At 72.5% G+C, this 24828-nt stretch carries 18 protein-coding genes; 5 read left to right on the top strand and 13 right to left on the bottom strand.

What is annotated here, in order from left to right; translation table 11 throughout:
• Positions 1-36 precede the first annotated feature (36 nt).
• The 3 genes from JXZ78_RS03520 (at position 37) to JXZ78_RS03530 (ending at position 2702) form a co-directional block, all read left to right on the top strand.
• Positions 37-1029 (top strand): aldo/keto reductase, encoded by a 993-nt coding sequence (locus JXZ78_RS03520; protein WP_033037168.1) that lies wholly within the window; start codon positions 37-39, stop codon positions 1027-1029.
• Between the two features lie 146 nt (positions 1030-1175).
• Positions 1176-2351 (top strand): PQQ-dependent sugar dehydrogenase, encoded by a 1176-nt coding sequence (locus JXZ78_RS03525; RefSeq protein WP_030018310.1) that lies wholly within the window; start codon positions 1176-1178, stop codon positions 2349-2351.
• 117 nt (positions 2352-2468) lie between these two features.
• Entirely contained in the window at positions 2469-2702 is a 234-nt protein-coding gene (locus JXZ78_RS03530) for a DUF6191 domain-containing protein (protein WP_033037167.1), read from the top strand.
• 61 nt (positions 2703-2763) lie between these two features.
• On the opposite strand, the gene JXZ78_RS03535 is transcribed toward JXZ78_RS03530, so the two are convergent.
• From JXZ78_RS03535 to JXZ78_RS03550, 4 genes are all read right to left on the bottom strand, one after another.
• Positions 2764-3381, bottom strand: a complete 618-nt coding sequence (locus JXZ78_RS03535; protein WP_030018308.1) for a hypothetical protein — start codon at positions 3379-3381, stop codon at positions 2764-2766.
• A gap of 165 nt (positions 3382-3546) precedes the next feature.
• Positions 3547-5802, bottom strand: coding sequence for an MMPL family transporter (locus tag JXZ78_RS03540; protein ID WP_030018307.1), 2256 nt, complete (start codon positions 5800-5802; stop codon positions 3547-3549).
• A 256-nt stretch (positions 5803-6058) separates the two neighbouring features.
• On the bottom strand, positions 6059-8191 hold the full coding sequence (locus JXZ78_RS03545; RefSeq protein WP_030018306.1) for a phosphocholine-specific phospholipase C: 2133 nt from the start codon (positions 8189-8191) through the stop codon (positions 6059-6061).
• A gap of 190 nt (positions 8192-8381) precedes the next feature.
• Complete coding sequence (locus tag JXZ78_RS03550; RefSeq protein WP_030018305.1) at positions 8382-9584, bottom strand: helix-turn-helix domain-containing protein; 1203 nt, start codon at positions 9582-9584, stop codon at positions 8382-8384.
• Between the two features lie 238 nt (positions 9585-9822).
• On the opposite strand from JXZ78_RS03550, the gene JXZ78_RS03555 reads away from it, so the two are divergent.
• A complete protein-coding gene (locus tag JXZ78_RS03555; RefSeq protein WP_238782646.1) occupies positions 9823-10098 on the top strand; it encodes a hypothetical protein in 276 nt (91 codons plus the stop codon).
• Between the two features lie 438 nt (positions 10099-10536).
• Here JXZ78_RS03555 and JXZ78_RS03560 read toward each other — a convergent pair whose 3' ends face one another.
• Positions 10537-12210 (bottom strand): FAD-binding oxidoreductase, encoded by a 1674-nt coding sequence (locus JXZ78_RS03560; protein WP_030018303.1) that lies wholly within the window; start codon positions 12208-12210, stop codon positions 10537-10539.
• Between the two features lie 343 nt (positions 12211-12553).
• On the opposite strand from JXZ78_RS03560, the gene JXZ78_RS03565 reads away from it, so the two are divergent.
• Positions 12554-14323 (top strand): chitinase, encoded by a 1770-nt coding sequence (locus JXZ78_RS03565; protein ID WP_030018302.1) that lies wholly within the window; start codon positions 12554-12556, stop codon positions 14321-14323.
• Positions 14324-14394: 71 nt separating this feature from the next.
• Here the strand turns inward: JXZ78_RS03565 and gatB are convergent, their stop codons facing one another.
• From gatB to JXZ78_RS03605, 8 genes are all read right to left on the bottom strand, one after another.
• Positions 14395-15903 carry an Asp-tRNA(Asn)/Glu-tRNA(Gln) amidotransferase subunit GatB gene (gene gatB, locus JXZ78_RS03570; protein WP_030018301.1) on the bottom strand — a complete coding sequence of 503 codons (1509 nt, stop codon included), beginning with the start codon at positions 15901-15903 and terminating at the stop codon, positions 14395-14397.
• Between the two features lie 24 nt (positions 15904-15927).
• A complete protein-coding gene (locus tag JXZ78_RS03575; RefSeq protein WP_030018300.1) occupies positions 15928-16170 on the bottom strand; it encodes a hypothetical protein in 243 nt (80 codons plus the stop codon).
• Positions 16167-17660, bottom strand: coding sequence for an Asp-tRNA(Asn)/Glu-tRNA(Gln) amidotransferase subunit GatA (gene gatA, locus JXZ78_RS03580; protein WP_030018299.1), 1494 nt, complete (start codon positions 17658-17660; stop codon positions 16167-16169). Before gatA ends, JXZ78_RS03575 begins: the two co-directional genes overlap by 4 nt.
• A 5-nt stretch (positions 17661-17665) precedes the next feature.
• The gene (gene gatC, locus JXZ78_RS03585) at positions 17666-17962 is read right to left on the bottom strand and encodes an Asp-tRNA(Asn)/Glu-tRNA(Gln) amidotransferase subunit GatC (protein WP_003984986.1); all 297 of its coding nucleotides are present in this window, start codon (positions 17960-17962) and stop codon (positions 17666-17668) included.
• Between the two features lie 405 nt (positions 17963-18367).
• On the bottom strand, positions 18368-20485 hold the full coding sequence (locus tag JXZ78_RS03590) for a putative bifunctional diguanylate cyclase/phosphodiesterase (protein ID WP_033037166.1): 2118 nt from the start codon (positions 20483-20485) through the stop codon (positions 18368-18370).
• 156 nt (positions 20486-20641) lie between these two features.
• Positions 20642-22858 (bottom strand): NAD-dependent DNA ligase LigA, encoded by a 2217-nt coding sequence (gene ligA, locus JXZ78_RS03595; RefSeq protein WP_030018297.1) that lies wholly within the window; start codon positions 22856-22858, stop codon positions 20642-20644.
• 31 nt (positions 22859-22889) lie between these two features.
• Positions 22890-23852 carry a methionine synthase gene (locus JXZ78_RS03600; protein ID WP_050502121.1) on the bottom strand — a complete coding sequence of 321 codons (963 nt, stop codon included), beginning with the start codon at positions 23850-23852 and terminating at the stop codon, positions 22890-22892.
• Positions 23853-24077: 225 nt separating this feature from the next.
• Entirely contained in the window at positions 24078-24767 is a 690-nt protein-coding gene (locus JXZ78_RS03605; RefSeq protein ID WP_030018295.1) for an SDR family oxidoreductase, read from the bottom strand.
• Between the last annotated feature and the right edge of the window lie 61 nt (positions 24768-24828).

Genomic DNA, 24828 nt, shown 5'->3' on the forward strand with positions numbered 1-24828 from the left:
CCTTGATCGGGGGCGAGGGGATGGAGGCACGACCACGTGGAGCGCAGGACAATCGGTGCTACAGCGCTCGAAGTGGGTGCAATCGGACTCGGCTGTATGCCGATGAGCTGGGGGTACACCGAGTCGCAGCGCAACGGCGAGACCTCGCTGCGCACCGTGCACACCGCGCTCGACCAGGGCTGCACCCTGCTCGACACCGCCGACATGTACGGGCCGTTCACCAACGAACTGCTGGTCGGGCGGGCCCTGAAGGAGCGCCGCGCCGAAGCCTTCGTCTCGACCAAGGTCGGGCTCCTGGTGGGCGAGCAGCACATCGTCGCCAACGGGCGGCCCGGTTACGTGAGGCGGGCGTGCGACGCCTCGCTGCGCCGCTTGCAGACCGACTGCATCGACCTGTATCAGCTGCACCGCACCGACCCCGAGGTACCGATCGAGGAGACCTGGGGCGCGATGGCGGGGCTGGTGGCCGCCGGGAAGGTGCGGTCGCTGGGGCTGTGCGCGGTGGGCGCGCGCGCCGGACGCCGCCGGGGCACGCGGCTGTACGACGGGACACTGCGGCAACTGGAACGCATCCAGCAGGTGTTCCCGGTCAGCAGCGTGCAGGCCGAGCTGTCGGTGTGGTCGAAGGAGGCACTGGAGACGTTGCTGCCGTGGTGCGTCACGCGCGGTGTGGGGTTCCTCGCGGCCATGCCGCTGGGCAACGGCTTCCTCACCGGCACGCTGACCCCGGGGCAGGGCTTCGAACCGGAGGACATACGGGCCCGGCACCCGCGCTTCACGGCCGAGATGATGGCCGCCAACCAGCCGGTGGTGGCCGGACTGCGCCGGGTGGGCGCGCGGCACGGGGCCACGCCGGGGCAGGTGGCGCTGGCGTGGGTACTGGCGCAGGGGCCGCACGTCGTGCCCGTACCGGGGACGAAGAAGGAACGCTGGGCCGCCGAGAACGCGGCGGCGGCCGGGCTGACACTGGACCGCCGGGACCTCGCGGAGATCGCGGCACTGCCGCCGGCCCGGGGGTCGTGGGACTGAGCGCCACCACACGCGCCGGGCGGGACGCACGCGTTCGGCCGGGCCGGATGGGGACGCGCGAGCCCGGCCGGGCCGGAGTGGGGGCCTGACGTGAGGGGTGCGGTGTGGTGTCGTAAGGCGGGTTCCGTCGACGAAAGGACTTCGCCGTGCAACGACGCTCCGTGACCTCCGTGTTGGCCGCTGCCTCGCTGCTACTGGCGGCGGGGTGCTCCGGCGAGAGCGCCCCCGGCCCGGCCGGCTCCCGCGCCGCTTCGTCCGCCGCCCCGCCCGGCGCTTCGTCCCCGGGCGGCACCCCGGCCTCCCCGTCCGCCACGGCGCCGCCCGCCCAGGGCTCGGCGAAGGTCGTCAGCACCCTGACCACCGGCCTCACCTCACCCTGGGGAGTGGCCGCGCTGCCCGGAGGTGACCTGCTGGTGTCCTCGCGCGACACCGGGAAGATCTTCCGGGTGGCGGCGGACGGCGGCCGGAAGACCGAGCTCGGCACGGTGCCGGGGGTCTCGCCGGGCGGCGAGGGCGGGCTGCTGGGGATCGCGGTGGCGCCGTCGTTCGGCCGGTCCCCTCAGGTGTACGCGTACTTCACCACCGAGTCCGACAACCGTATCGCCCGGCTGAACTACGACGCGAAGAAGCAGCCCGGCAGTCAACTGGGCGCCCCCGACACGGTGCTGAAGGGCATCCCCAAGGGGCAGATCCACAACGGCGGCCGGATCGCGTTCGGCCCGGACAAGATGCTGTACGCGGGCACCGGCGAGACCGGCGACACCGGCCTCGCCCAGGACCGGAAGTCGCTGGGCGGCAAGATCCTGCGCATGACGCCGGACGGCGAGCCGGTGCACGGCAATCCGGACGCCGACTCGGTGGTGTACACGTACGGACACCGCAATGTGCAGGGCTTGGCCTGGGACGGCGCGGGCCGCCTGTGGGCCGCCGAGTTCGGCCAGAACACCTGGGACGAGCTGAACCTGATCGAGCCGGGCAAGAACTACGGCTGGCCCGAGGTCGAGGGCAAGGGCCGGGGCGACACCCGGTTCGTTGATCCGGTGGCGCAGTGGAAGACGGCGGACGCCTCGCCGAGCGGCATCGCGATCGCCGAGGGCTCGGTCTGGATGGCGGGACTGCGCGGCGAACGGCTGTGGCGGATCCCGCTCGCCGGGCGGCGGGCATCGGCGGAGCCGCAGGCGTTCCTCCAGGGCGAGCACGGGCGGCTGCGTACGGTCGTGACGGCCCAGGACGGCGGGCTGTGGCTGGTCACCAGCAACACCGACGGGCGCGGCGAGCCGAAGCAGAGCGACGACCGGATCCTGCGGCTGGACGTGAGCTGACGGGAGGAACTCGCCCCCGTGAACACAGGTACGGCCAGGTACGGCCAGGCCCGCCCGTTTCGCTTCGTTGGTGCCTACACTCGTCGTACGGAGCCGTCCGCGTCGTCAGGGGGCAGGATGTTCAACCTGGTGGAGGAACTGTTCGCGCCGGGGCGCAAGCACACCGACGAGGAACGGCGCCGGCTGACCCTGGTGGTCACCGACACCGGCGACAGCGATCCGGGCAAGGGGCCGATAGACCTGTCCTCGGGCAAGGTCACCGTCCGCCTGCCGGAGCAGGAGCCGCCGCGGGACGGGCCACAGGCCGGGCCCCGGACCGGCGGCCCCTCAGGCGGCCGTGTACGGCCTTGAGATACTGCCGGGATCCGGGGCCCGCTCGCCGCGTACGCGGTCGGCCGCCTCGTGCGGAGCCTCAGGAACCGGGCGTTCCGGCGCCGGCCTTGGGGAGGGTGGGCATGCTCGCGAACAGGTCGAAGTACATGCCCGCGGAGACGATCAGGCCCAGCACGCCGAGGGCGAGGCCGCCCCAGGCCACGGCTCGCATCCAGGTCGAGCGGGGCCGCAGGAGGACCAGGCCGGCGACGACGACGGCGAGCAGTGCGAAGATCGCGTTGACGAGGGCGTGGGTGTGCCAGGGGGCGCCGTAGACGGTGGCGATCTGGTCGGTGGCCTTGCCCGTCTGCAGCTTGATCTGGCCGAGCAGCGTCTGGCGCTCGGCCAGCACCGTGCCGACCCAGGTGCCGGTGAGCGAGGCGAGACCCAGTCCCGCGGCGACGACGGAGCCGGCGCCGGAGGCCACCGAACCGGTCGCGGCGGCGGGCGCCGCCTCGGTGCCCGCGGCCTCCTCCCCGTCTTCCTCGTCGGCGTCCGCGCCGAGCGGGGTGTCCGCGTCGACCGCGGCGCCGGACGGCTTCTTCCCGTCCGTCTCGGCGGCCTCGGACGCCCCGTCGGCCTCCGTCGTCCCGGTGGCCGCCTTGGCCTCGTCGGCCTTCGTGTCGTCGGTGCGCTCTTCGGTCTTGGTGGTGTCCATGGGCGCGACCGTAGGTGCCGGATCTGAGAGACGTATGAGAATCCCCGGGGCGCGGGGGAAACCGGCCGCGCCGGCGGACGGGAGAGCCGTACGGGGCGTACGGAGGCGGGCCACGGAGCGTACGGAGGCGGGCTACGCGGCGTACGGAGGCGACGCGCCCGGCCGCTACTTCCGTACCAGCCCCTCGTCTCCCCGCCGCGCCCCCGGAACGGCAAGCGGAACCGCAACCGGAACCGGCGGCACACCCTCCGCGCCCGGGCCCGCCCCCACGCAGGACTCCGCCGGCGGCTCGATGCTGATCCGCGGCAGCCACCGCTCCAGCCACCCCGGCAGCCACCAGTTCGCGCCGCCGAGCAGGTGCATCAGGGCGGGCACGAGCAGGGTGCGCAGCACGAAGGCGTCCAGGGCGACGGCGGCCGCCAGGCCGATGCCGAACATCGCGATGATGCGGTCGCCGCTGAGCACGAACGCCGCGAACACCGCGATCATGATGACGGCCGCCGAGTTGATGACCCGGCCGGTCTCGGCAAGTCCGACGCGGACCGCGCGGCGGTTGTCGCCGGTCAGCCGCCATTCCTCGTACATCCGGCTGACCAGGAAGACCTGGTAGTCCATGGACAGCCCGAACAGGACCGAGACCATGATCACGGGCAGGAAGGGCTCGATCGGGCCCGCGCTGCCCAGTCCGAGCAGTTCGCTCCCCCACCCCCACTGGAAGATCGCGACCACGATCCCGAAGGACGAGGCGACGGCCGCGATGTTCATCGCGGCGGCCTTCAGCGGTATGCCGATGCTGCGGAACGCGAGGAGCAGCAGGACGCAGCCCAGTCCGATGACGACGCCGACGAACAGCGGCAGCTTGCCGACGATGACGGAGGCGAAGTCGTCGTAGCTCGCCGTCACCCCGCCGACGTGGACCCGCATGCTGGTGCCCTCCCCGGCCTTCGGCAGGACGTCGGCGCGCAGCCGTTCCACCAGGTCGGAGGTCTGCCGGGACTGCGGGGAGCCGTCCGGTACGACGGTGATCACGCCCGTGCTGCCGCTGCCGTCGAACTCCGGCCCGCGCACCTGTGCCACGCCCGGTGTGCCGCGCAGCTCGTCCGGCAGCCGGTCGAAGGCGAGCCGGTCCTTGGCCCCGTCGAGGTCGCCGACCAGGGTCAGCGGCCCGTTGGAGCCCGGCCCGAAGCCCTCGCCGAGCAGGTCGTACGCCTGCCGGGTGGTGCTCGTCGCGGGGTTGTTGCCCTGGTCGGAGGTGCCCAGGTGCAGGGACAGGGTGGGCAGCGCGAGGATCAGCATGACGACGGCCGCGGCCGCCCCCAGCAGCTTCGGGTGGCGCTCCACGAACCCGGACCACCACGCCGCGAACCCGGCCGGCGGCTCCGGGCGGGGCCCGTCGGCGGCCAGCTGCCGCCGTTCGCGCCGGCTCAGCGCCCGCGGTCCGATGACGCCGAGCAGGGCCGGGAGCAGGGTGACGGAGGCCGCGACGGTCAGGACGACGGTCAGCGAGGCGGCGATGGCGACGCCGTTGAGGAAGCCCAGCCGCAGGACGAGCATGCCGAGCAGGGCGATGCAGACGGTGGCCCCCGCGAAGACCACCGCACGCCCCGACACGCTGACCGCGCGCTCGGCGGCCTGCTGGACGGTGAGGCCGGATTTCAGCCCTCTGCGGTGCCGGGTCACGATGAAAAGCGCGTAGTCGATCCCGACACCGAGGCCGATGAGCATGCCCAGCATCGGGGCGAAGTCGGCCACCGTCATCGCGTGGCCGAGCAGGGTGATGCCCGCGGAGGCGGTGCCGACGCTGACCACCGCCGTGACGAGCGGCAGGAGCGTGGCGGCGAGCGAGCCGAAGGCGAGGAAGAGGACGACGGCGGCGGCGCCGAGGCCGATCAGTTCGGCGAGCTGGGCGTCCGACGACTCGGTGACGGCGATGCCGGCGCCGCCCAGCTCCACCTGGAGTCCGTCGGCCGCGGCGGCCCTGGCGGTGTCCACGACGCGCTGGACCTGGGCCTTGTCCAGGTCCTCGGCGGGCGCGTCGAAGGCGAGGTCCGCGTAGGCGGTGTGCCCGTCCTGGCTGATCTGCCCGGCGCCCTGCGGCCCGTACGGGCTGTGTACGGACGCGACCCCGGGCAGCCTGGCGATCGTGTCGAGGGTCTGCTGGAGGTCCTTCTGCACGGCGCCCGCGCGTACGGTGCCGGTCTCCGTGTGCCACACGATCGTGTCGCGGTCCCCGGAACGGTCCGGGAAGGCCCGCTCCAGCAGGGCTCCGGCCTGCCCCGATTCCGTACCGGGGACGTCGTAGTGGTCGGAGTAGGCGGAGCCGGCGACTCCGGCGGCCGCCGTGGCTCCCGCGAAGGCGGCGAGCCAGAGCACGATCACGACGATGCGGCGCCGCAGGCACCACCGGGTCAGTGCGGTCATCAAGCTCTTCGTCTGCTTCCCGGGTCAGGCGCCGATGTCTCCCGGGATGTACCCGTGGTGCCGAACGCGTAATGGAGGGGGAAGCACGGGACCACCGCCTGCCGACGAAGGGGGCGGCGGGCCCGTACCTCTTGCAGAGTGACAGCAGGAAAAGATCCTTTGACCCTTTTGTGGAGTTCCCCACAACGGGAACGGGAAGCGGAACCTGGCCGGAGCCGAAGGCGACCGGAAGACGGCCGGTTCCGCCCGCCTCCGCTCAGCCGGTGACCGACTCCTTCCCGTTCTCGATGTGGCCCATGAAGCGGCGGCGGAAGGAGGCGTCCTGCGCGACGGACAGGTCCAGGTCGTACCAGCCGTGCGCCGCCGCCGCGGAGTGCGCGACGGTACGGGTGCTGCCGGCCCGCACTCTGATCTCGCGCACCTTGGCGTCGCCGTACGCCAGCGGCTTCAGGGTGAAGGTGAGGTCGGTGCGCCCCTTGTTGACGAGCGTGAGGTGCAGTTCACGCCGGTGCGCGTCCAGGCGGGTGCCGATCCGGACCGCGGCGGCCGCGCCGGCGGCCGTGCCCGCGTGTTCGCGGCGGAACCCGTTGGGGCCCGTAAGGGTGAAACGGTACGCGCCGTCCTTGACGGGCACCTCCCAGTCGGCCCGGCCCAGCACGTCGCGGTGCTGCGGCGTGCCGTACTCCCCCGCGTACGGGTACAGCGCGAAGTGCGCGCTCGCCCGGCCGCCGTTGCGCACCGCGAGCCGGAAGCGCGCCGCCTGCGCGTCGTACGCGCCGTCCGCGTCGGGCTGGTACGGCAGCGGGCGCGCGGGCCGGGTGCCCGGCTCCTGGCGCGGCAACTGCTGCTCGCGCGGCGGGCGCGGCGCCCAGCGCCCGCTGAACGGCGGGATCGCGCCGGGCCGCTCCACGGCGGGCTGCCTGCGCCCGCGCGAGAAGTCGAAGGCGGTGGTCAGATCGCCGCAGACGGTACGCCGCCAGGCGCTGATGTTGGGCTCCCGCACGCCCGTCCAGCGCTCCAGGAAGCGGACGATCGAGGTGTGGTCGAAGACCTGCGAGCAGGCGTAGCCGCCCACCGACCAGGGCGAGATCACCAGCATCGGTACACGCATCCCGAGCCCGGTCGGCTTGCCGTCCCAGAACTCGCCCTCCGTGCCCTTCGGGGGCACCGGCGGCGGTACGTGGTCGAAAAATCCGTCGTTCTCGTCGTACGTCAGGAACAGCGCGGTGTGCCGCCACACGTCCGGGTTCTTCCCGAGGGCGTCGAGCACCTTGTAGACGATGGTGGCGCTGGCGACCGGCGAGGACGAGCCGGGGTGCTCCGAGTCCGCCGCGGAGGGGACGATGTAGGACACCTCGGGCAGCTTGCCCGCGGCGACGTCGGCGGCGAAGGCGGTGGCCGTGGAGTCCGGCTCGCCGCGGCGCAGCGCGCGCTCGAAGAGACTGCGGTCGGCCGCGCTCAGCGCCCGTACCCCCTCGTCCAGCAGCCCCTGCAAGCGCTTGCGCTCGGCCTCACCGGCCGCGGCGACCTTTCCGTAGAACGCGGTCATGTTCTGCACGCCGCCGCCCACCTTGGCCAGCGCCTTCTTCATGACGGCCTTGAAGGTGGCGTAGAACTCCAGGTTGTTGTCGGTGAAGTTGTCCCACTCCTGGTAGACGCGCCAGCTGCGCCCGGCCTTCTCCAGGCGCTCGGCGTACGTGGGCCAGGTGTAGCCGGTGTGGGTGTCCTCCGCGTAGGCGTCGTTGCCCACCGCGCGCTTGCCGGAGCCCGGCTCGAAGCCGGTCCAGCCGCTGACCAGGTGGTTGCGGTTGGGGCTGGTGGAGGAGTGGATCGAGGAGTGATACGCGTCGCAGACGGTGAAGGTGTCGGCCAGCTCGTAGTGCAGCGGTACGTCCTGGCGGTCGTAGTGGGCCATGGTGGCGGCCGTCTTGGCGGTGACCCAGTTGTCCATCCACCCGTCGCGCCACGCCTTGGCGCCGCCGGCCCACTCGTGGTTGAGCGCCCCGATGTACTGGAGGTCCTTCTTCTGTGCCGCCGCGGCTTCCCGGACGGAGAACGGCAGGACGGTGCCGATGCCGAGCGCGCCCGGCTGCTCGAAGACGCTCCGGTCGCCGCCGGGCAGCCGCACGGCGTTGCGGTCGGCGTAGCCGCGTACGCCGCGCAGCATCCCGAAGTAATGGTCGAAGGAACGATTCTCCTGCATCAGCACGACCACGTGCCTGATGTCTCCGAGGCCGCCCCGGCCGTGCCCGTGCCCGCGCTCGGCGGCGGCCGGTCCGGCGGCCAGCGCCTGCTGAAGGGACGGCGGCAGCAGGGACGCGGCGGCGGCCGCGCCCGCCGCTGCCGCGCCAAGTCCCATGACCCGTCTGCGAGATACCTCGGATGCCACGCTCGACCTCCCAGTCGACTGCCCGCGGTCGGGCAATGGTTCCCATACAGCCCATTGGCTGGTGCGAGCGGGACGGTAGTGGAGGGCGGTGGCGGGCGACAGGTGTCGGGGTGACAAGTTCGAGAACAGACGGTTCCGGTTCCGGTTGCGGGCTCGTGCGGCGGCGGGCCGCGCCCCGCCCCTTCGGCACTCACGCGGCGCCGTCGAGTACCGCCCGCACTTCCGGCACGTCCCGGTAGCCCTCCAGCCGGCCCAGCACGACCCGCACCCGCGCAGCCGTACGGTCACTGGTCACGGCCGCGCTCAGCGAGACCACCCGTTCCGCTGTCGCTGCCGCCTCCTCCGGTTCGTTCGCGTCGGCCAGAGCGACGGCCAGCCACGACAGGTACAGGGCGAGTTCCCGGGTGTGCGTCGTGTCGTACCGGCTGAGCACGTCCCGCAGCAGGGGCACCGCCCGCAGAGGCCGGCGCAGCTCCGTGTGGACCCGGCTCTCCATGACCCGCAGTTCCCCGGCGTCCACCCAGTACAGGTACGCGGGTGACTCGGCTCCCGCACTGTCTGCCGCCAGTGCTTCACCGGCCTCCCCGAGTGCTCGCATGGCGGGCTGGGCCTCCCCTGCCCTGGTGTGGGCCCATGCCACCCGATCGAGGTACAGCGCGCGGGCCTTCGGGGGCGCCTCGGGCCCTGCTCCTTCGAGGGCCGCCCGTGCCAGCCTGACCCCCTCGGCCTCCCTGCCGGTGTTGCTCAGTTGGTAGGCCAGCGATCCAGCGAGGTTCCCGGCCAGCGTCCGGTCGTCCGCCTGCATCGCCGCGCTGATCCCGAGCCGGTACACGCGCTCCGCATCCGCGTGCTGTCCGGCGTCGCTGGCGATCCAGCCCGCGATCTGCGCCAACTCGCCGATCTGCCCGAGGAGAGCGCGCCCCACCTCTGCGGAGTGGGTGCCTTCCTTGTAGACCCGTACGGCGGCACGGAGTTCCCGCAGAGCGGGACGGATCAGGTCGCCCCCGGCCAGCACGTCGTCCGCGAGCCGGAGCCCGTGCACGCGCTCTTGCAGGTCACCCACCTGCCCCAGACCGACACGCCGGCCCTCGCGGGCGCGGAGCGGGGCCAGGGGATCACCGTCGGGCAGGAAGTCCGCCAGGGCCGGCAAGGGTGGCTCGTCGGCCTTCTGCGGCTCCTTGAGCGCGTCCACCGACACTCCGAGGGCGGCGGCGATGAACGGCAGCCATTGACGGGGCGTGCGCTTCCCCTGCTCCCAACGGCTGACCTCTTGGCGGCCGACCGGGTCACCCACGACCCCGGCACCTCGGCAGATCTCACGCGCCAAGCGTTCCTGGCTCCACCCACAACGGCCCCGCTCACGCCGGATGTTGGCCCCGATGCTGCTTCGCATGCAGCCAGTCTGGCCGACACCTGGCCTACACGGGGCCGCTGGTGGCCACACCGGTCCCGCGCGACGATCGCCCCACCAAGTACCGAGGGAACGGCGAGGAACCATGGTCGAGAACTTTTCCCCCGACAAGAAGGCGTACGCGGCAGGTACGGCAGACGACCGGAACGCAGAGGGCGGGCGGGGAGGACGGGGAGCGCGCTCGGGCCCCGGCCTGAACTCGCCCGGTCAGGAGCCGGCCATGAGCCGGGCCCACTCCCCCTCGCACCGCAGTTACCCGGAACCGCCGGTCGTCCTCCCCCTGCGGGCCCCGTCACTCGAACCGACGCCGGTCGAGGGCTGCAAGGTGTGTGCCCTCGCCGCGGCCTGGCGACGGGCCTACCGGACGGGCAAGGGCACGGCGGACGGCCGTACGGACCGTTCGGCGGCCGTGGACTGTTCCCTGGAGATCCGCAACCACCCGCACGAGCCACGCGTGACGGGCCTGCCGGTCGGCACTCCGGCGGTACGCCCGTGAGCACCCGCAGCGTGATCCGCGCCGTGAAACACGCCATCGGCACACACCCACGTAGCGACGTCACCGTTTCGTCGTGCTGCCTGACCGGCGGATGCCTCTAGACGCTGGCGGCGACCACCGACCTGGAGGCGGCCGACCTGGCGATGATGACGCACACGGGCCGTACCGGACACCCGGCGTTCGCCCGGACGTTCCAGGACGTGGCCCTCGTACGCCGCCTGGAACTGAACGAGGGCCAGGCGCCCCTCCCACCGCTCCCGGCCCCCCGATGAGCCCCCGCTCCGGCCGCCCCCACCCTGGACAGGTCGAGCGGCCGGAGCGGGTCAGCCCGAACACTCACAGAAGGTGGCGGCCCCACCCGAGGCTTCGTCATCCTGCCCGGCAACAGCTGACCGCCCGCGCCCGGACTGCCGGCCGGCGGTCCGGGCGCGGCCCACGTCACCGCGCCGGCCGGATGGACAACGCGTGCCGGAACTCGTCCCGCGGGTCCCAGCGAGCCTTGACGCGCTGGAGCCGTGGGTAGTGGTCCTTGTAGTACAGCGTGTGCCACGGGACGCCGGAGGTGTTCAGCTTCGGGTCGGCCAGGTCCCGGTCCGGGTAGTTGATGAACGAGCCGTCGCTCACGGCGTTCGGGGCCGGTACGCCGCCGGTGTCCGCGTACACGTCGCGGTAGAAGCCCTGAAGCCACGCCAGGGGTTCCGCCCCGGCCGCCTCCTCACCCTCCCAGCCGGTCATGTAGACCGCCTTGAGGATCGAGTCCCGCTGGGCGACCGCCGTCGCCTCCGGTGCGACGCTGTTGACCTTTCCGCCGTACGAGACCAGCCACAGCGAACCGGTGACGCCCTCGGGCACCGCGTCCTCGCTGCCCGCCGGGCCCGCCAGGTGGCGGTGGAGCGCGGCGATCTGCCGGTCCGTGTACCGCTTGCGGAGGTACGCGGACTTGACCTTGAACGGGGCCGGTTCGCTCTCCTGGACGAGGGCCACCGCCGTCAGCCAGGGCCGGACGGAGTGGGCGAGCGTGGGCCGGGCGCCCACACCGCGTCCTACGGCGTCCACATAGGCGTGCATCCGCCGCTCGGCGTCGGGTGTGGTGGCGTCCAGCTGTCCCACCATGAGGACGGTGCCGCTGTTGCGGGAGTTGAGCATGAGGACGCTGAACAGGTCGTTGTACGCGGAGTCCGGCCCGCTGTTGTGCTCGTACCAGGCGCCGTGGTTGCGCACCAGCCGGGAGAAGGCGCGCTCGTCCAGGTCCTTCCAGTTCCAGGTGGCGGCGAAGCTGAGCAGGGCCCCGGGGGCCTTGGGCAGGAGCTGGGCGGGGTCGCCGCCCCGGGCCCGCGGGTCGCGGAACCAGTAGCGGGTGACGATGCCGAAGTTGCCGCCTCCGCCGCCGGTGTGCGCCCACCACAGGTCGTGGTTCGGGTCCTTGGGGTCGCGGGTGGCCACCACGGCGCGGGCCCTGCCGTCGCGGTCCACGACGACGACTTCGACGGCGTACAGGTGGTCCACGGACAGTCCGTACCGCCGTGAGAGGGTGCCGTACCCGCCGCCGAGGACGTGTCCGCCGACGCCGACCTCGGCGGTCGCGCCCGCCGGGATGGTCACGCCCCAGCCGAGGAACAGCGCGCGGTAGACCTCACCGAGCAGGGCGCCGGGTTCGACGGCGAAGGCCCGGCGAGCGGGGTCGTGATGAACCGCTCGCATGGGTGAGGTGTCGATCAGGGCGGTGACGGACGGGTCGTCCACGAAGTTCTCGAAGCAGTGGCCGCCGCTGCGTACGGCGATGCGCTTGCCGTCCCGTACGGCCTGCTGCACCGCGGTGACGACCTGCTCGGTGGTGCTCACGACGTGGACGTGGTCGGGCTTGCCCACGAAGCGGCCGTTGGCGCCGCGCTTGGTCAGGGAGGCGTAGCGCGGGTCGTCGGGGCCGAGGGTGACGAGGCCGGTTCCGGGCGGGCGGCCGGCCGCGGCGGCGGTCGCGTCCGGTGTGCCGGAGGCGGCCGGTGCCGCCGGTGCGGTCGCCGCGGCCGCGAGGCCCGGTGCCGCCAGCCCCGCGGCCGTTCCCCCCAGCGCCGCCGCTCCCGCGAGCAGGCTCCGGCGCTTCACTTCCCCCATGGGCACGCTCCCCCGTAACTCGGCTGGTTCCTGTGGTGGTTGATGTTGTCGCACCTCTCCACCATCGGGCTCGCCGGGCGCTGGTTCATCGTCCACGGTGACCACCTGCCCCCTAGGGAGAAGGATGTACGCCGCGTGCCGCCTCCCCTCCCTCAGGAGGGCACACGGGCGGCGCGCATCCTCCCGGAGAACGGTTCGCGCCCTGCCGGCGACGCACCAACGCGCGCGGAAGTCTTCACGAACTCTTGACAACCGCATTGGTCTGGACCATTTTGTGCGCTACGCCTGCCCCGCCTCCGGGCCGGGCGGACGGCCCTTCCGGGCCCCGGACTTGGAGACCGCCATGCCGCACCCCCTCATGTCCCGCACCCCCCGCTCCCGCCACAGACGGTGGCTCACCACCGCCTGCACCGGGCTGGCCGCTGCCGCCCTGACCGTCGCCGGCCCCCAGACCGGCGCCTCGGCGGCTCCCCACACCGCCACCCCCGGTGCCCCCGGTGCCCCGGGTATCGCCGCCGACGTCAACAACGCCAAGAACCCCGGGTTCGAGTCCGGGCTCTCCGGGTGGACGTGTTCGGCGGGCGCCGGTGCCACCGTGTCCTCCCCCGTGCACGGCGGCACCTCGGCGCTGAAGGCCACGCCGGCCGGCTCCGACCAGGCCAGGTGCTCGCAGACCGTGGCCGTCAAGCCTGGTTCCACGTACACGCTGAGCGCGTACGTCCAGGGCTCGTACGTCTATCTCGGCGCGAGCGGCACCGGGACCACCGACGTGTCCACCTGGGCCCCCGGCGCCACCACCTGGCAGCAGCTGAAGACCACCTTCACCACCGGCCCCTCCACCACCTCGGTCACCGTCTACACCCACGGCTGGTACGGGCAGTCCGCCTATTTCGCGGACGACATCAGCGTCTTCGGGCCGGACGGCGGCGGCAACGGCGACCCGGGCGACCCGGTTCCCGACGCGCCCGCCGGGCTGACCGCCGGCGCGGTCACCTCGTCCTCCGTGGCGCTCTCCTGGAGCCCGGCCAAGTACGCCACCGGGTACAGCGTCTACCGCGACGGCGCCAAGGTCCAGGCGGTCACCGGCACGTCGGCCACCGTGACCGGCCTGAGCCCGTCCACCGCGTACCGCTTCCAGGTCGCCGCGACCAACGCGGCGGGCGAGTCCGCCAAGTCCGCCGAGGTCACCGCCACCACGTCCCCGGACGGCGGCGGCCCCGGCCCCTCCGTGCCGAAGCACGCGGTCACCGGTTACTGGCAGAACTTCAACAACGGCGCGACCGTGCAGAAGATCAGCGATGTGCCGGGCCACTACGACATCATCGCGGTCTCGTTCGCCGACGCCACCACCACACCCGGCGCGATCACCTTCAACCTCGACACGGCGGGCCTGGGCGGTTACACGGTCGCGCAGTTCAAGGCCGACATCCGGGCCAAGCAGGCGGCCGGCAAGAACGTCATCCTGTCCGTCGGCGGCGAGAAGGGCACCATCTCCGTCAACGATGCCGCCTCGGCGAACAACTTCGCCAGCAGTGCCTACGCGCTGATGCAGGAGTACGGCTTCAACGGGGTCGACATCGACCTGGAGAACGGCATCAACCCCACCTACATGTCGCAGGCTCTGCGCTCACTGTCCCAGAAGGCGGGCAGCAAGCTGGTCATCACCATGGCCCCGCAGACCATCGACATGCAGTCCACCCAGGGCGGCTACTTCAAGACCGCGCTGAACATCAAGGACATCCTCACCGTCGTCAACATGCAGTACTACAACAGCGGTTCGATGCTCGGCTGTGACGGCAAGGTCTACTCGCAGGGCACGGTGGACTTCCTCACCGCGCTGGCCTGCATCCAGCTCGAAGGCGGCCTCGACCCGTCCCAGGTGGGGATCGGCGTTCCGGCCTCGACCCGGGCCGCCGGCGGCGGCTACGTGTCGCCCAGCGTCGTCAACAGCGCGCTGGACTGCCTCACCAAGGGGACCGGCTGCGGCTCCTTCAAGCCCGCCAAGACCTACCCGTCCCTGCGCGGCGCCATGACCTGGTCCACCAACTGGGACGCGGCGACCGGCAACGCCTGGTCCAACGCGGTGGGACCGCACGTGCACAGCCTGCCGTAGCAGGGCATGCAGAAGGACGGCATGCAGAAGGGCGGCACACCGGTGGTGTGCCGCCCCTCGCGTACCGGGTGTCAGCCCTCGACGCCCAGCTTCTCCAAGATCAGCTCACGGACCCGGGCCGCGTCGGCCTGGCCGCGGGTGGCCTTCATGACCGCGCCGACCAGCGCGCCGGCCGCCGCGACCTTGCCGCCACGGATCTTGTCCGCGATGGCGGCGTTGGACTCGATGGCCTCGTCGACCGCCTTGCCCAGCGCACCCTCGTCGGAGACGACCTTCAGGCCGCGCTTCTCGACGACGGTGTCCGGGTCGCCCTCGCCCGCGAGGACACCCTCGATGGTCTGGCGCGCCAGCTTGTCGTTGAGCGAGCCCTCGGCGACCAGCGCCGCCACCCGCGCGACCTGCTCCGGGGTGATGGCCAGGGCGGCGAGGTCGGTGCCGTCCTCGTTGGCGCGACGGGCCAGCTCGCCCATCCACCACTTGCGGGCGGCGGCGGAGTCCGCGCCGGCCTCGGTGGTGGCGACGATCAGGTCCACGGCGCCGGCGTTGAGGATCGACTGCATGTCGTGCTCGGAGACGCCCCACTCCTCGCGCAGCCGGTTACGGCGTACGCGCGGCAGCTCGGGCAGGCCCTTGCGCAGCTCCTCGACCCACTCGCGGGACGGGGCCACCGGCACCAGGTCGGGCTCGGGGAAGTAGCGGTAGTCCTCCGCCTCCTCCTTGATCCGGCCGGGGGTGGTGGAGCCGTCCTCCTCGTGGAAGTGGCGGGTCTCCTGGACAATCGTGCCGCCGGAGGACAGCACGGCCGCGTGCCGCTGGATCTCGAAGCGGGCGGCCCGCTCGACCGACCGCAGCGAGTTGACGTTCTTCGTCTCCGAGCGGGTGCCGAACTTCTCGACGCCCTTCGGGCGCAGCGACAGGTTCACGTCGCAGCGCATCTGGCCCATCTCCATACGGGCCTCGGACACGCCCAGCGCCTTGATCAGCTCGCGCAGCTCGGCGACGTACGCCTTGGCGACCTCGGGGGCCCGCTCGCCCGCGCCCTGGATGGGCTTGGTGACGATCTCGATGAGCGGGATGCCGGCGCGGTTGTAGTCGAGGAGGGAGTGGGACGCGCCGTGGATACGGCCGGTGGCACCGCCGACGTGGGTCGACTTGCCGGTGTCCTCCTCCATGTGGGCGCGCTCGATCTCCACGCGGAAGATCTCGCCGTCCTCCAGCTGGACGTCCAGGTACCCGTCGAAGGCGATGGGCTCGTCGTACTGCGACGTCTGGAAGTTCTTCGGCATGTCCGGATAGAAGTAGTTCTTCCGGGCGAAACGGCACCACTCGGCGATCGAGCAGTTCAGGGCCAGGCCGATCTTGACGGCGGACTCGACGCCCACCGCGTTGACGACCGGGAGCGAGCCGGGCATGCCCAGGCAGGTGGGGCAGGTCTGCGAGTTGGCGTCGGCGCCCAGGGACGTCGAGCACCCGCAGAACATCTTGGTCTTGGTGCCGAGTTCGACGTGCACCTCAAGACCCATCACAGGGTCGTAGGTGGTCAGCGCGTCCTCGTACGACACCAGTTCAGTGACGGTCACGGAAAACTAACCTCTCAGTCCCGCTCAGCCCGCGAGCACGTCGTCGTCGCCGAGACGACGCAGATCGCGGATCAGCAGCGCGACTCCGGTGGCGATGGCGGCGGCGGAGACGACGGCGTCCAGGAGCTGGAGCCGGTCCTGCTCGCCCTTGGCCGCCTTCGCCTGCTTGACGACGCTCACCGCACCGAACAGCGTGGTGCCGATGGACAGATACGTACCGGCCTTGGACTTCTTGAAGCCCTTGGCCTTCGCAAGCTTTCCACTCACAGGGACGGTGCCTCCTCAAGCAGCGGGTGCCCCCAACGGGCGGTGAACGCGGCCTCGACCGCGGCACCGACCTTGTAGAGCCGGTCGTCGGCCATGGCAGGGGCGATGATCTGCAGCCCCACCGGCAGCCCGTCCTCGGGGGCCAGGCCGCAGGGCAGCGACATGGCCGCGTTGCCTGCCAGGTTCGTCGGGATCGTGCACAGGTCGGCGAGGTACATCGCCATCGGGTCGTCGGCGCGCTCGCCGATCGGGAAGGCCGTGGTGGGCGTGGTCGGCGAGATCAGCACGTCGACCTGCTCGAAGGCCTTCTCGAAGTCCTGGGTGATCAGGGTGCGGACCTTCTGCGCCGAGCCGTAGTACGCGTCGTAGTAGCCGGAGCTGAGCGCGTACGTGCCGAGCATCACGCGGCGCTTGACCTCGGGACCGAAGCCGGCCTCGCGGGTCAGGGCCGTGACGTCCTCGGCCGACCGGGTGCCGTCGTCGCCGACCCGCAGGCCGTAGCGCATGGCGTCGAAGCGGGCCAGGTTCGAGGAGCACTCGGAGGGCGCGATCAGGTAGTACGCCGACAGCGCGAGGTCGAAGGACGGGCAGGAGATCTCGACGATCTCCGCGCCCAGCTCGCGCAGCAGCTCGACGGACTCGTTGAAGCGCTGCATGACGCCGGCCTGGTAGCCCTCGCCGGAGAACTCCTTGACGACGCCGACGCGCATGCCCTTGACGTCACCGTTGCGGGCCGCCTCGACGACCGGCGGGACCGGCGCGTCGATGGAGGTGGAGTCCAGCTCGTCGTGGCCGGCGATGGCCTCGTGCAGCAGGGCCGCGTCCAGGACCGTACGGGCGCAGGGCCCGCCCTGGTCGAGGGACGAGGAGAAGGCCACCATGCCGTAGCGGGAGACCGCGCCGTAGGTGGGCTTGACGCCGACCGTGCCGGTGACGGCGGCGGGCTGGCGGATCGAGCCGCCGGTGTCCGTGCCGATGGCGAGCGGGGCCTCGTAGGCGGCCAGCGCGGCGGAGGAGCCGCCGCCGGAGCCGCCGGGGATGCGGGTGAGGTCCCAGGGGTTGCCGGTCGGGCCGTAGGCGCTGTTCTCGGTGGAGGACCCCATGGCGAACTCGTCCATGTTGGTCTTGCCGAGGATGACGACGTCGGCGGCCTTGAGCCGCTTGGTCACCGTCGCGTCGTACGGCGGGATCCAGCCTTCGAGGATCTTCGAGCCGACGGTGGTGGGAATGCCCTCCGTGGTGAAGATGTCCTTCAGGGCGAGCGGGACGCCGGCCAGCGGGCCCAGCTTCTCGCCGCGCTCGCGCTTGGCGTCCACCGCACGGGCCTGGGCGAGGGCGCCCTCGCGGTCCACGTGCAGGAAGGCGTGCACCTTCTCGTCGACGGCCTCGATGCGGGCCAGGTGCGCCTCGGTGACCTCGACGGCCGTGACCTCGCCGGCGGCGATCTTCGCCGCGGTCTCGGCGGCGGTGAGCTTGATCAGATCTGCCATGTCGGTCACTCCTCCCCCAGGATCTGCGGCACCTTGAAACGCTGCTGTTCCTGGGCCGGGGCGCCGGACAGCGCCTGCTCGGGCGTCAGCGACGGACGGACCACGTCCGGGCGCATGACATTGGTCAGGGGCAGCGGGTGGGAGGTCGGCGGTACGTCTTGGTCGGCGACCTCGGAGACGCGGGCGACCGCGCCGATGATGTCGTCGAGCTGTCCGGCGAAGTGATCGAGCTCTTCGTCCTTCAGCTCCAAGCGCGCCAGCCGGGCGAGGTGGGCAACCTCCTCGCGCGTGATGCCAGGCATGCAGCGATCCTCAGGGTGAGTGTCTTGGCTGTGTTGTCCGGGCCAATCCTATGGCGTACGCAACGGGGGTTCGAAACGCATTCCCGCAGTCGCGGGCACGGACCGCGCGGGGCAGGCGGGCACGGGGCGTGCGGGGCGGGCGGCCGCCAGGGGTGGGGGCGGGGGCGCGGGAGGTGTGGGGGCAGGGGCGGCGGAGGTGTGGCGGTGGGGGTGCGTGGGGCCCGTGCGGGGCCTGCGAGGGGTGCGGGGCGGCCGCGCCGTACGGGAGCGGGCGGGCCGGGGCCGGGAGGCGCTTGCCGTACGGGATCCGGGCGGCGCATGCCGTACGGGACGGGGCGGGACGGGCCCGGGAGCGCCAGGCCGGGCAGATGGCCGGGCCCGGGAGCGCCGGGCCGGGCAGATGGGTCAGATGACGCGCTGGTCGGCTTCCTCGACCGCCGTGGCGCGCTCGTGCCGGGGTTCGACGGCGGGTCGCTCCGCCTCGCGCTGCCAGCCGCGCTCGCCGCGGGCCCGCAGCCAGGCGGTGGTCTCGTCCGGCGGCATCGCGGCGGCGACCAGCCAGCCCTGTACGGCGTCGCAGCCCAGGTCGCGCAGCCGCTCCCAGGTCTCGTCGTCCTCGACGCCCTCGGCGACCACCAGCAGGCCGAGCGAGTGGGCCAGGTCCAGGGTGCAGCGGACGATCTCGGCGTCCTCGTTGTCCACGGCGAGCCGGGCGACGAAGGAGCGGTCGATCTTCAGCTCGCTGACCGGCAGGCGGCGCAGGTGGACGAGGGACGAATAGCCGGTGCCGAAGTCGTCCAGGGACATCTTGACGCCGTGGCCGGTCAGCCCGGCCAGCGTGTCGGCGGCCCGCTGCGGGTCCTCCAGCAGGACGTGTTCCGTTATCTCCAACTGGAGGGAGCCGGGCGGCACCTGATGGCGGGCCAGCCGCGCGGCCACCGCGCCGGCGAAGCCGGGGGTGTGCACGTCGCGCGGCGAGACGTTGACCGCGACCGGTACCTCCAGGCCGGACGCGCGCCACCGGGCCACCTGGGCGAGCGCGGTCTCCAGGACGTACTCCGTCAGGCGCGGCATCAGCCCGGACGACTCGGCGATGGCGATGAACTCGTCCGGCGGCACCCGGCCGCGCTCCGGATGGACCCACCGGACCAGCGCCTCCAGCCCGGCCACGTGCCCGTCGAAGCCGACCTTGGGCTGGTAGTGCAGCTCCACGTCGCCGGCGTCCAGCGCGCGGCGCAGATCACCCAGGAGGCCGAGCCGGTCGGGAGTGTTGCCGTCCCGCTTGGCCTCGTACACCTCGACGCCGCTGCGGTCCCGCTTGGCCTGGTACATGGCGACGTCGGCCCGGCGCAGCAGGCCCTCGGCGTCCAGGGCGTGGTCGGGGAAGACCGCGACCCCCGCGCTGGCTTCGAGCACGAGGGTGAGTCCGTCCAGGTCGAGCGGCGAGCCGAGGGCCGCGACCAGGTTGCGGGCCACCCGCTGGGCACTGGTCAGGGAGTCCGCGGTGGGCAGCAGGACCGCGAACTCGTCGCCGCCGAGCCGGGCGACCTCGGCGCCGCGCGGCAGCGCGTGCCGCAGCCGGTCGGCTATCTGGAGCAGCAGCCGGTCGCCCGCGAGGTGCCCGAGGGTGTCGTTGACCGAGCGGAAACGGTCCAGGTCGATCAGGACCAGGGCGGAACGGGCGCCGATGCGCTCGGCGTCGTCCAGCGCGGTCCAGGTGCGCTCCAGCAGCCACTGGCGGTTGGGCAGGCCGGTGAGCGGGTCCCGCAGCTGCTCCTCGGCGCGGGCGCGGGCGATCCACAGGGTGGAGTCCAGGGCGATCAGCGGTACGGCGAACATCGGCAGCAGGAACGGCGCGTGCACGGCGGCCACCACGATCAGCGGCGAGATGCCGATCAGCGCGACGCCGACCAGGGCCTGCCGGGCCAGGGCCGTCCGGGCGACGGTGGGCAGGCTGCCGCTGCGCGAGGCCATCGTGCACCAGAGCAGGGCGCGGGTGACGACCAGGTAGGCGGCGGCCGCGACCAGGATGTCGGGCAGTACGGAAAGGTCCCAGGCCGCGGGCTGCCACGGGTGTTCGACGGTCGGTACGACGTGGAAGGCGGCGAGGCCCAGCGCCGCGGCGCCGACCCCGAGGATGTCCACCGCGCCGTGCAGCAGGGCCTGTCGCCAGCGGTGCCGTCGCGCGGCGCCGACCAGCAGCACGACGGCGACGCTCACCAGGGCGGCGGGCACCCAGCCGTAGAGCAGCAGGACGGCGAGGGCCAGCGCCGCGCCCGAGCCCGTGCCGCCCCACCAGCGGTCGCGGCCGAGGGCGACGAGGTGGCCCACGATGACACCGGTCAGGATCGCCAGGGCCCAGCCGACGGCGCCTTCCGGGAACAGGGCCCGGCCGGCGCCGAGCGTGCGGATCACTCCCGCCGCGAGCGCGGTACCCGCCACCAGCACGACGGCCGCGGGCAGCGCGGGCACGACGAGCCGGCGGAGCCGCGACGCCGGAGCGGCGCTGTCGGTCGGTTTCATTCCGATACCTCTCACAGCCGGCTGTGCCCGCGCCACGGCAGGCGCACACCTCAACAGTAGGCCGCAGAAGGCCGCCGCGGGCAGCGATCGGCAGCGGTTGCCCGAATGCGACCCGGCCATCCGGAACCATCTGCTATGCGCCGATGAGGTGACTCCTCACTCGCCCTCAGGCGGAGTGACAGCTACCGCTCGTGCTTCATCGGGACCCTGCTCCAGCAGCACCGCGAAGCCGTCATCGTCTAGCACAGGCACCTTCAACTGCATGGCCTTGTCGTACTTCGAACCAGGATTGTCTCCCACCACCACGAAACCGGTCTTCTTCGAAACGGAACCGGTCACCTTCGCTCCGAGACGCTGCAGGGCTTCTTTCGCGCCATCTCTGGTGTGTGACTGAAGTGTGCCCGTTACAACGACGGTGACGCCTTCAAGTGGACGCGGGCCTTCGTCTCCTGAGGATTCCTCTTCCATCCTGACCCCGGCGGCCCGCCACTTCTCCACGACCTCACGGTGCCAGTCCTCGGCGAACCACTGCTTGAGCGAAGCGGCGATGGTCGCGCCGACGCCCTCGACGGCCGCCAGCTCCTCCTCGCTCGCGTCCCTGATCCGGTCCAGCGAACGGAACTCCATGGCGAGCGCCTGGGCGGCCACGGGGCCCACATGACGGATCGACAGGCCCGTCAGGACGCGGGCCAGCGGGCGCTCCTTGGCCGCCTGGATGTTCTCCAGCATGGCCAGGGCGTTCTTCTTCGGCTCGCCCTTCTGGTTGGCGAAGAAGGTGACGACCTTCTCCTCGCCGGTCTTCGGGTCGCGCTTGGGCAGGCCGCTGTCCGGGTCGAGCACGTAGGACTTGATGGGCAGCAGCTGCTCGATGGAGAGGCTGAAGAGGTCGCCCTCGTCCTTCAGCGGCGGCTCGGCCGGCTCCAGGGGCTGGCTGAGCGCCGTGGCCGCGACATAGCCGAAGTTCTCGATGTCCAGGGACTTGCGGCCGGCCAGGTAGAACAGCCGCTCACGGATCTGGGCGGGGCAGGAGCGGGCGTTGGGGCAGCGCAGGTCGACGTCGCCCTCCTTGGCGGGCTGCAGCGCCGTACCGCACTCGGGGCACTCGGCGGGCATCACGAACTCCCGCTCGCTGCCGTCCCGCAGGTCCACCACCGGGCCCAGGATCTCCGGGATCACGTCGCCCGCCTTGCGCAGCACGACGGTGTCACCGATGTAGACGCCCTTGGCCTTGACCACGTCCTGGTTGTGCAGCGTGGCGAACTCGACCTCGGAGCCGGCCACCGTGACCGGCTCGACGACCGCGTACGGCGTCACACGGCCCGTACGGCCGACGCCGACGCGGATGTCCACCAGCTTGGTGTTGACCTCCTCGGGCGGGTACTTCCACGCGATCGCCCAGCGCGGCGCGCGCGAGGTCGAGCCGAGACGGCCCTGGAGGGCGATCTCGTCCAGCTTGACCACGGCGCCGTCGATCTCGTGGGCGACGGCCGTGCGCCGGGTCTCCGGGTCGCCGTAGCGCTTGATGAACCCGCGCACGGCCTCCAGGGAGTCGACGACCTCGTTGTGGTCGGCGGTCGGCAGGCCCCACTCGCGCAGCAGGTCGTACGCGTGCGACTGGCAGTCGATGTCGAAGCCCTCGCGGGCGCCGATGCCGTGCACGACCATGTGCAGCGGGCGGGTGGCCGTGACCTTGGGGTCCTTCTGGCGCAGCGAACCGGCGGCGGCGTTGCGCGGGTTGGCGAACGGCGGCTTGCCGTCGGCCACCAGCCGCTCGTTCAGCTCCAGGAACTTCTCCATCGGGAAGTAGACCTCGCCGCGGACCTCCACCAGGTCCGGGACGCGGTCACCCTTCAGGCGGTCCGGGATCTCGGTGATCGTGCGGACGTTGGGCGTGATGTCCTCGCCCGTACGGCCGTCACCACGGGTCGCGGCACGGGTCAGCCGGCCCTTCTCGTACGTCAGGTTGACCGCGAGGCCGTCGACCTTCAGCTCGCACAGGAAGTGGTAGCCGGCGCTCTTCGGGTCGCCGCCCAGCTCCGTCGCCAGCCGCTCGGCCCAGGCCGCCAGCTCCTCGTCGTCGAAGGCGTTGTCCAGCGAGAGCATCCGCTCGCGGTGCGCGACCTCGGTGAACTCGGTCTCGTACTGCCCGGCGACCTTCTGCGTCGGCGAGTCCGGGGTGCGCAGCTCGGGGTGCTTGTCCTCCAGCGCCTCCAGGGACCGCAGCAGCTTGTCGAACTCCGCGTCGCTGACGACGGGGGCGTCCCGCACGTAATAGCGGAAGCGGTGCTCCTCGATCTGCTCGGCCAGTTGGGCGTGCTCTTCCCGCGCCTTCGCGGGCACCGCGTGCCCCGCCGTGTGCTGTTCGCCGGCCACCGTTACGTCCTCCCGTGGTCCTTGAGTGCCGTCACTCAGGGTTGTCTGCGAGCGATCTCGCGGCCCGGACGCAGTGGGCGAGCACCGAGCGGGCATATGCGGGCGAAGCGCCCGCCAGCCCGCACGACGGGGTGACCACCACGGACTCCGCGAGAGTCCCCGGCGCCAGCCCCAGCCTGCGCCACAGCGTCCTGACACCCATGACGCTACCGGCAGGGTCTGACAATGGGCCGTCCACGCCCGGCACCACGCCCGCCAGCAGCGTCGTACCGCCCTCGACCGCCTCGCCGATCGCTTCCTCCTCACGCTCGGTGAGCAATCCGAAATCGAACGAGATGCCGCGCACGCCGGCGCGCCGCAGCAGGGCGAACGGGACCTCGGGGGCGCAGGAGTGGACGACCACCGGCGCGCCCGCCTCTTCGGCGACGGCGACCAGATCGCGCAGGGCGCCCTCCACGACGGCGCGGTCCACGGCGCGGTGCGTGCGGTAGCCGCTCGCGGACCTGATCCGGCCCTGGAGGACGGCGGTCAGCGACGGCTCGTCCAGCTGGAGCACCGGACGCGCGCCGGGCACCCGCCGCCGTACGTCGGCGAGGTGCGCGCGCAGGCCCTCGGCCAGCGACGCCGTCAGGTCCCGGCAGGCACCGGGGTCGCTGAGGGCCGCCTCGCCGTTGCGCAGCTCCAGCGCGGCGGCCAGCGTCCACGGGCCGACCGCCGAGACCTTCAGGTCACCCGCGTAGTCCTGGGTGAACTCCTCCAGCGCGTCCAGGTCCTCGCCCATCCAGGAGCGGGCGCGCCGGGTGTCCCGGCCCGGCCGGTCGCTGATCCGCCAGCCGCTCGGCTCCACGTGCGCGTACACCTCGACGAGGAGCCCGGCGGTCCGGCCGATCATGTCGGCGCCGGGCCCCCGGGCGGGCAGCTCCGGCAGGTACGGCAAGGTCTCCAGCGAGCCGGTGACGGTCCGGGCGGCCTCGCGGGCGTCGCCGCCGGGCATCGAACCGATGCCGGTGGCGGTGCCGGTGCCGGCGTTGCCGGCGAGGCGGGTGGGGGCGTTGTTCTCGGTCACCGTCCGAGGGTAAGTGGTCTCGCCCTGGGCCACGGGCGGCCGGGTGGGTCGCCGGGCCCGGGGCCGCGGTGACGGCCGGGCCGGGTCCGTCACCGATGTCCGCGATCGCCGGACGGGCCGGAAGGTGCGGCCCCCGGCCCCGTCGGCAGCCGCTCAGCGCCCCGGCCGCACCGTCAGGTCGTTGATCTCCGCGTCGCGCGGGAGGTCGAGCGCGGTCAGCAGGGTCGTGGCCACCGACTCCGGGTCGATCCACTGGGAGGCGTCGTAGTCGCGGCCCTCCTGGCGGAAGACGTTCTCCTGCATGGGGGTGGCGGTGCGGCCCGGGTAGATGGAGGTCACCCGTACACCGTTGCCGTGCTCCTCGGCGCGCAGCGAGTCGGCGAGCGCCTTCAGGCCGTGCTTGCTGGCGGCGTAGGCGCCCCACTGGGCGTGGGCGTGCAGGCCGGCGCCGGAGTTGACGAAGACGACGTGGCCCTTGGCGGTCCGCAGCTGCGGGAGGAACTGGCGGGTCAGCTCGGCGGGCGAGACCAGGTTGGCGGCGAGGGTGCGCTGCCAGGCCTTGGGGCCGAGGTCGCCGACGGCGCCCAGTTCGACGACGCCCGCGATGTGCAGCAGGGAGTCGAGGCGGTCCGGCAGCGACTGCTTGCCGAAGGCCCAGTCCAGCTTCTCGGGGGTGGCGAGGTCGCCGACCACCGTGCGGGCGCCGGGGAACTGCGCGGCCAGTTCCTTGGCGCGGCCGGCGTCGCGCGCCAGCAGCCAGAGTTCCTCGCCGCGGCCGGCGAGCCGCCGCGCGACCGCCGCTCCGATGCCCGATCCTGCGCCCGTGATCAAGTGCGTACCCATGGGCCCGATCCTAACGAGGGGGACCGGGACGGCGCGGGCGCGTCCGCGCGGAGCGGAATGA

It is taken from the genome of Streptomyces monomycini (assembly GCF_022271435.1).
Taxonomy (GTDB): Bacteria; Actinomycetota; Actinomycetes; order Streptomycetales; family Streptomycetaceae; genus Streptomyces; species Streptomyces monomycini.